Raw genomic sequence first — 5,076 nt, forward strand, 5'->3', positions numbered from 1 at the left:
CTGCTCGGTTGCGCAGAGCCGCTGGCCGACGTGGAGGCGAAGATCGAGACTGGCCGGGCCTTCGCCCGCTCGCTGGGCCTGGGGCGGGTCGTCGATATCCTGAGCGCACAGGCCAGGTACGTTGCGGTACTGCGGGGCAGGGCCGCGGGCTGGATGACGCTGGACGCCGGCGAGCCGGGGCTGCTGGATGCCGAGGCAAGACTGCAGGCCGATCCCCGCCTTGCCGTTGCCGCCTGCTGCTACTGGATTCGCAAGCTGCAGGCCTGTTTCGCTGCGGACGACTACCAGGGGGCGCTGGATGCGGCCCGCAAGGCGGAGCCGCTGTTATGGACCGCCCCGTACGGACGCCCCGTACTTCCTGGAGATCGCGGACTATCATTTCTTCGCCGCGCTCGCGCTGGCCAGGGCGCCGGTACTCCCGGCCCACGCACCCGGCCACGTGCCTGGCAGCGTGCACGCGGCGGCGTTCGAGCGCCATCACCACCAGCTGAGCGCCTGGGCACGGGAAAACCCCGCCAACTTCGGCGCGCGCGCAGGCATCCTGTTGGCCGAGGCCTCGCGCATGGCGCGGGATCCGCTGCAGGCCATGCGGCAGTACGAGCAGGCGGCCCGCCAGGCGAGAGAGCGAGACCTGGTTCATGATGAGGCCCTGGCCTACGATCTGTGCGCGCGCTGCTGTTTCGAACAGGGCCTGGCGGCGCCGGCAATGGCATACCTGCGCAAGGCTCGCGATGCCTATGGCAGTTGGGGCGCCGAAGGCCTGGTGCGCAAGCTTGAGGCGCGAGCGCGCGCCCATGACGGCACGGATCTGGACACGGGCCGCACGGCCAGCGAACCGTCCGGCGCGGCGGCCCTTCAGCCCACTACCTATATCGGCCCGGCCTCCCAGCTGGACCTCGACACCGCCATCAGGGCGACGCAGGCGCTGGCCGGCGAGATACAGCTCGACCGTCTGATCAAGACGCTGCTGACAACCACCGTTCAGCAGGCGACTGCGCAGAGGGCATTGCTGTTTCTCTGGCAGGACGGTGCACTGCGCCTGGCCGCGCAAGCCCGGACCGAGCAATCGGGCATTGTGGTCGACCTGGATCCGGCCGGTGCCGTGCCCTATCCCCGCGCCATCGTCGATGCGGCGCTCACGACCCGCGCGGATTTCGTCCTCGACAACGCCAGGACGCATGCGAAGTTCGGGCAGGATCCGGACGTCCAGGCGCGCAGCGTGCGTTCGGTGGCCTGCCTGGCGTTGGCAAAGCAGGCTGCGCTGATCGGTTTGCTCTACCTGGAGAATAATCTGGCGGATGCGCTGTTCACAGGGAGGAGAATCAACCTGCTGGCCATGCTGGCCTCCCAAGCTGCCATCTCGCTGGAGAATGCCAGGCTGTATGCCGAGCTGCTGCGCCAGAACCAGGAGCGCCAGCGGGTACAAGCCGAACTGGCGCACATCTCCCGGGTCACCACGCTTGGCGAGCTGGCGGCATCGATTGCGCACGAGGTCAATCAGCCGCTGACCGGCATCGTCATGTATGGCGGCGCATGCCTGCGCTGGATCAACCGTCCTGAACCCAATCTCGATGAAGCGCGTCATGCGGTGGAGAACATGATCGCCGAAGGCGTGCGCGCAAGCGAGGTGATCCGGCGCATCCGGGCACTCGCGCGCAAGGGAGAGTCTCGCCGCTTGCCGTTGCAGCTGAGCGAGCTTGTGCCCGAGACCGTAGCCATGGTGAAGCACCAGGCCGAGGCCCACGGCATCATCATCGCCCAGGACTGCGCGGCCGGGCTGCCGCAAGTACTCGGAGACCGCATCCAGTTGCAGCAGGTGATTATTAACCTGCTTGTCAATGCCATCCAGGCAATGTCATGCCACCGCCCAGGGCGGTGCGACCTTCGGGTCACCACGGCGGCGCCAGCCGAAGGCCAGGTACTGTTGCGCGTGGAGGATACCGGCCCGGGTATCGACGCGGGAAAGCTGGACAAGCTGTTCGAGGCTTTCTACACCACGCGCGTGGAAGGGCTGGGCATGGGCCTGTCGATCTGCCGGTCGATCGTCGAAGCGCATGGTGGCTGCATATGGGCCGAGTCTCCCGTGCGCGCCGAGGCGGGAAGCGGCCAGCATCCGGCAGGCCCCGGCGCGGCCTTTTCCTTTACCCTGCCGGTGCCGCAACCGTAGGCTCGGCGGGGCCGGGGGCCAGCCGTGGCAGCGCGCTCAGAAGTTGTGGCGCATGGCGAGCGCGAAAGTCTGCGGGTCGGCGCCAGCGCGAATGCCCAGCCCATTGATGGCGAAGTCGTAGATGGCGTGCGGCTTGTTGTCGATACGGCTGTAATAGGCGTACAGCGCGGTGCGCTTGGACAACGGATAGTCGTAGCCAAACGTGAGTTGTGTGGCGCCAGTCTGCGGCCCGGCATGGAAAAAGCCGATGGTCTCGGTGGCATTGCCAGCGCCATTGGCGGCCAGCGCAAAGCCAGCCCGGATGCTGCCAGGCCCCAGCTTCTGCACCAACGAGGCGTAGAAGGCATTGCGGGTCAGGTCGCCGGAGGCCGTGCGGTAGTGCAGCCTCTCGTAGACCAAGGCGATCCGGGTGGTGGGGAACTGGTATGCGACCCCTGCCTTGATCGCGTCGTCGTTGCGTCCGGCAACCTGGTAGTGCTGGTGGATCTCGTAGGCTAGCGTGAGGTTGAGCGGTCCGCGGTCGTACGCCGCGGCGAACGAGTAAAGCGCCGGGTTGCGCGGCACCGTAAGCTTTTCCTCTGGCAGCCCCCAGGCCAGCGCGCCGCTGATGCCATGCCAGACGGGGGAGCGGTACTGCAGGGTGTTTTTCTGGCGACGGTCGAATGAACTGGTGTCTTCGACATTGTCCGTGCTCGACGCCGAGCCGTTGCCGATCAGCGCCATATAGCCGGCGGTGGTCGGATAGTAGGGGTCATAGCCCATGGTCGACTCGGTGTACGGCGTATGCCAGTGGCCCATGAAGACGGTGCCGAGCGGACCCTGCAGGCCCAGGCGCGTGTTGCGGCCGGCGATCTGCCCCTGGCCGTTATCCACGGACAGGTTGCTTTCGATCTGCCAGATGGCCTTGAGTCCGCCGCCGAGGTTTTCATCCCCCGCGAACCCGAACACCGAGCGGTTGTTGGTGAGCCGTGCCACGCTGCCGCGCTCGGTGCCGTCGGTGGCGGGGCTGGCGCGTGCATACTCGATGGCCGTGTTCAGGCGTCCATACACGGTGACGGTACTTTGCGCGAATGCCGCCGGCGCTGCCGCTGCCATGCCCAAGGCAGCAATGCAGCATTTCATTCGATGCTCAGGGCCGCGGTGCCGGTTCAATGGGAGTCCAGCGTCTTGCCCTGCGCGGGCATGGCCTCGCTGCGGTCTGCCAGCAGCGTTGCCGGCGGCGTGCCCGTGATCTTGGGCATGCATTCGGACTGGAACCAGGTTGCGGTGACAGGCTCGCCGGCCAGCATGCGCTTGATGGGCGGTACGACCTGCTCGCCGATCAGCATGCCGAGCAGGCCGATCAGCGCGACCACGGGCGGCGCCGGCGATGAACTGCCGGCGGCTAGTGAGGGGGAAGACGGTGAGTCGGGCAGGCCGTCCCGCCCTGCCTTCGGGTCGCGGGACGGCATGCGCTTACGTGGACAGGAAAGCCAGCAGGTCGGCGTTGACCTGGTCCGCATTGACCACGCACATACCGTGCGAGGCGCCGGGATAGATCTTCAGCGTCGCGTTCTTGACGATCTTGGCGCTCAGCTTGGCCGAATTGTCGATCGGCACGATCTGGTCATCGGCACCGTGCAGGATCAGGGTCGGCACATCGATCTTCTTGAGGTCTTCGGTGTAGTCGACTTCAGAGAATTCCTTGATGCACAGGTACTGGCCGTGGATGCCGCCGGTCATGCCCTGCGCCCAGAACGCGTCGATGGTGCCCTGCGAGATCTTGGCGCCGGGACGGTTGAAGCCGAAGAACGGCACCGCCAGGTCCTTGTAGAACTGCGAGCGGTTGTCGGCGACGCCCTTGCGGATGCCGTCGAACACATCCATCGGCAGGCCACCGGGGTTGGTCGCGGTCTTCGCCATGATCGGCGGCACCGCGCCAATCAGCACCGCCTGCGAGACGCGCTTGGTGCCGTGGCGCCCAATGTAGTGGGCCACCTCGCCGCCGCCGGTGGAGTGGCCGACCAGCGCCGCGCCCTTGAGGTCCAGCGCTTCGATCAGCGCGGCCAGGTCGTCGGCATAGGTGTCCATGTCGTTGCCCTTGGCGGGCTGGCCGGAGCGGCCATGGCCCCGCCGGTCGTGCGCGATCACACGGAAGCCGTGCTGCGCGAGGAACAGCATCTGCGCGTCCCAGGCGTCGGCGTTGAGCGGCCATCCGTGCGAGAACACGACCGGGCGGCCGGTGCCCCAGTCCTTGTAATAGATCTGTGTGCCATCCTTGGCGGTGATGGTGTCCATGCTGTGTGCTCCTGGGGTGTGGTGGGGCGCGGCGTGGCCCTGCGGCTTGCCCGCGGCGACGGCGGCGGAGCTGCCCAGTGCCGCGACGGCCGCCGCACCGACGGTGCCGGCACCGGATACCAGCAGCTTGCGCCGCGACGGGCTCTGGGCCGTGGCCTGCGTATTGGATTGCGCGCTCATGCGATCTCTTCCCGGGGTATGCGGGTGATGGGTCTGTGCCTTGGCCACGCTCAGCGGGCCGGCACCGGGGCGATGGATTCGTGCGGCGTGGCGGTGCGCTGCGCGGCCTTGTGCACCATGGTGTAGGCGTAGTCCACGCCCATGCCGTAGGCGCCCGAGTGTTCCTTGGCCACCTTCATTACCGCGTCGTACGTGTCACGGTTCTTCCAGTCGCGCTGCCATTCCAGCAGCACCTGCTGCCAGGTCACCGGCACCACGCCGGCCTGCACCATGCGCTGCATGGCGTAGTCGTGCGCTTCCTTGCTGGTGCCGCCGGAGGCATCGCCGACCATGTAGATCTCATAGTCGCCTTCAAGCATCGCGCAGAGCGCGAAGGTGGTGTTGCAGACCTCGGTCCACAGGCCGGCGACGATCACCTTCTTGCGGCCGTTGGCCTTGAGCGCGTCGCGTAC

Annotated in this window: 5 protein-coding genes; 1 reads left to right on the plus strand and 4 read right to left on the minus strand. The window is 67.1% G+C overall.

Going from position 1 to position 5,076, the window contains the following annotated elements:
- The first annotated feature begins 298 nt into the window (after positions 1 to 298).
- Entirely contained in the window at positions 299 to 2,167 is a 1,869-nt protein-coding gene (locus OR16_RS37925; protein ID WP_006164582.1) for a sensor histidine kinase, read from the plus strand.
- Between the two features lie 36 nt (positions 2,168 to 2,203).
- On the opposite strand, the gene OR16_RS37930 is transcribed toward OR16_RS37925, so the two are convergent.
- From OR16_RS37930 to OR16_RS37945, 4 genes are all read right to left on the minus strand, one after another.
- A complete protein-coding gene (locus OR16_RS37930) occupies positions 2,204 to 3,289 on the minus strand; it encodes a porin (RefSeq protein WP_006164584.1) in 1,086 nt (361 codons plus the stop codon).
- 26 nt (positions 3,290 to 3,315) lie between these two features.
- On the minus strand, positions 3,316 to 3,618 hold the full coding sequence (locus tag OR16_RS37935; RefSeq protein WP_237717386.1) for a DUF1427 family protein: 303 nt from the start codon (positions 3,616 to 3,618) through the stop codon (positions 3,316 to 3,318).
- Positions 3,619 to 3,622: 4 nt separating this feature from the next.
- On the minus strand, positions 3,623 to 4,444 hold the full coding sequence (locus OR16_RS37940; protein ID WP_006164587.1) for an alpha/beta fold hydrolase: 822 nt from the start codon (positions 4,442 to 4,444) through the stop codon (positions 3,623 to 3,625).
- Between the two features lie 230 nt (positions 4,445 to 4,674).
- On the minus strand, positions 4,675 to 5,076 hold a 402-nt coding region (locus tag OR16_RS37945; RefSeq protein WP_006164589.1), incomplete at its 5' end, for an isochorismatase family protein.

The sequence above is a fragment of the Cupriavidus basilensis OR16 genome (assembly GCF_000243095.1).
Classification (GTDB): Bacteria; Pseudomonadota; Gammaproteobacteria; order Burkholderiales; family Burkholderiaceae; genus Cupriavidus; species Cupriavidus basilensis_D.

What these genes read in the sequence shown, in the direction of transcription:
- OR16_RS37925 (WP_006164582.1), top strand. Translation starts at nt 299, where the DNA reads ATGCGGCCCGCAAGGCGGAGCCGCTGTTATGGACCGCCCCGTACGGAC.
- OR16_RS37930 (WP_006164584.1), bottom strand. Translation starts at nt 3,289, where the DNA reads ATGAAATGCTGCATTGCTGCCTTGGGCATGGCAGCGGCAGCGCCGGCG.
- OR16_RS37935 (WP_237717386.1), bottom strand. Translation starts at nt 3,618, where the DNA reads ATGCCGTCCCGCGACCCGAAGGCAGGGCGGGACGGCCTGCCCGACTCA.
- OR16_RS37940 (WP_006164587.1), bottom strand. Translation starts at nt 4,444, where the DNA reads ATGGACACCATCACCGCCAAGGATGGCACACAGATCTATTACAAGGAC.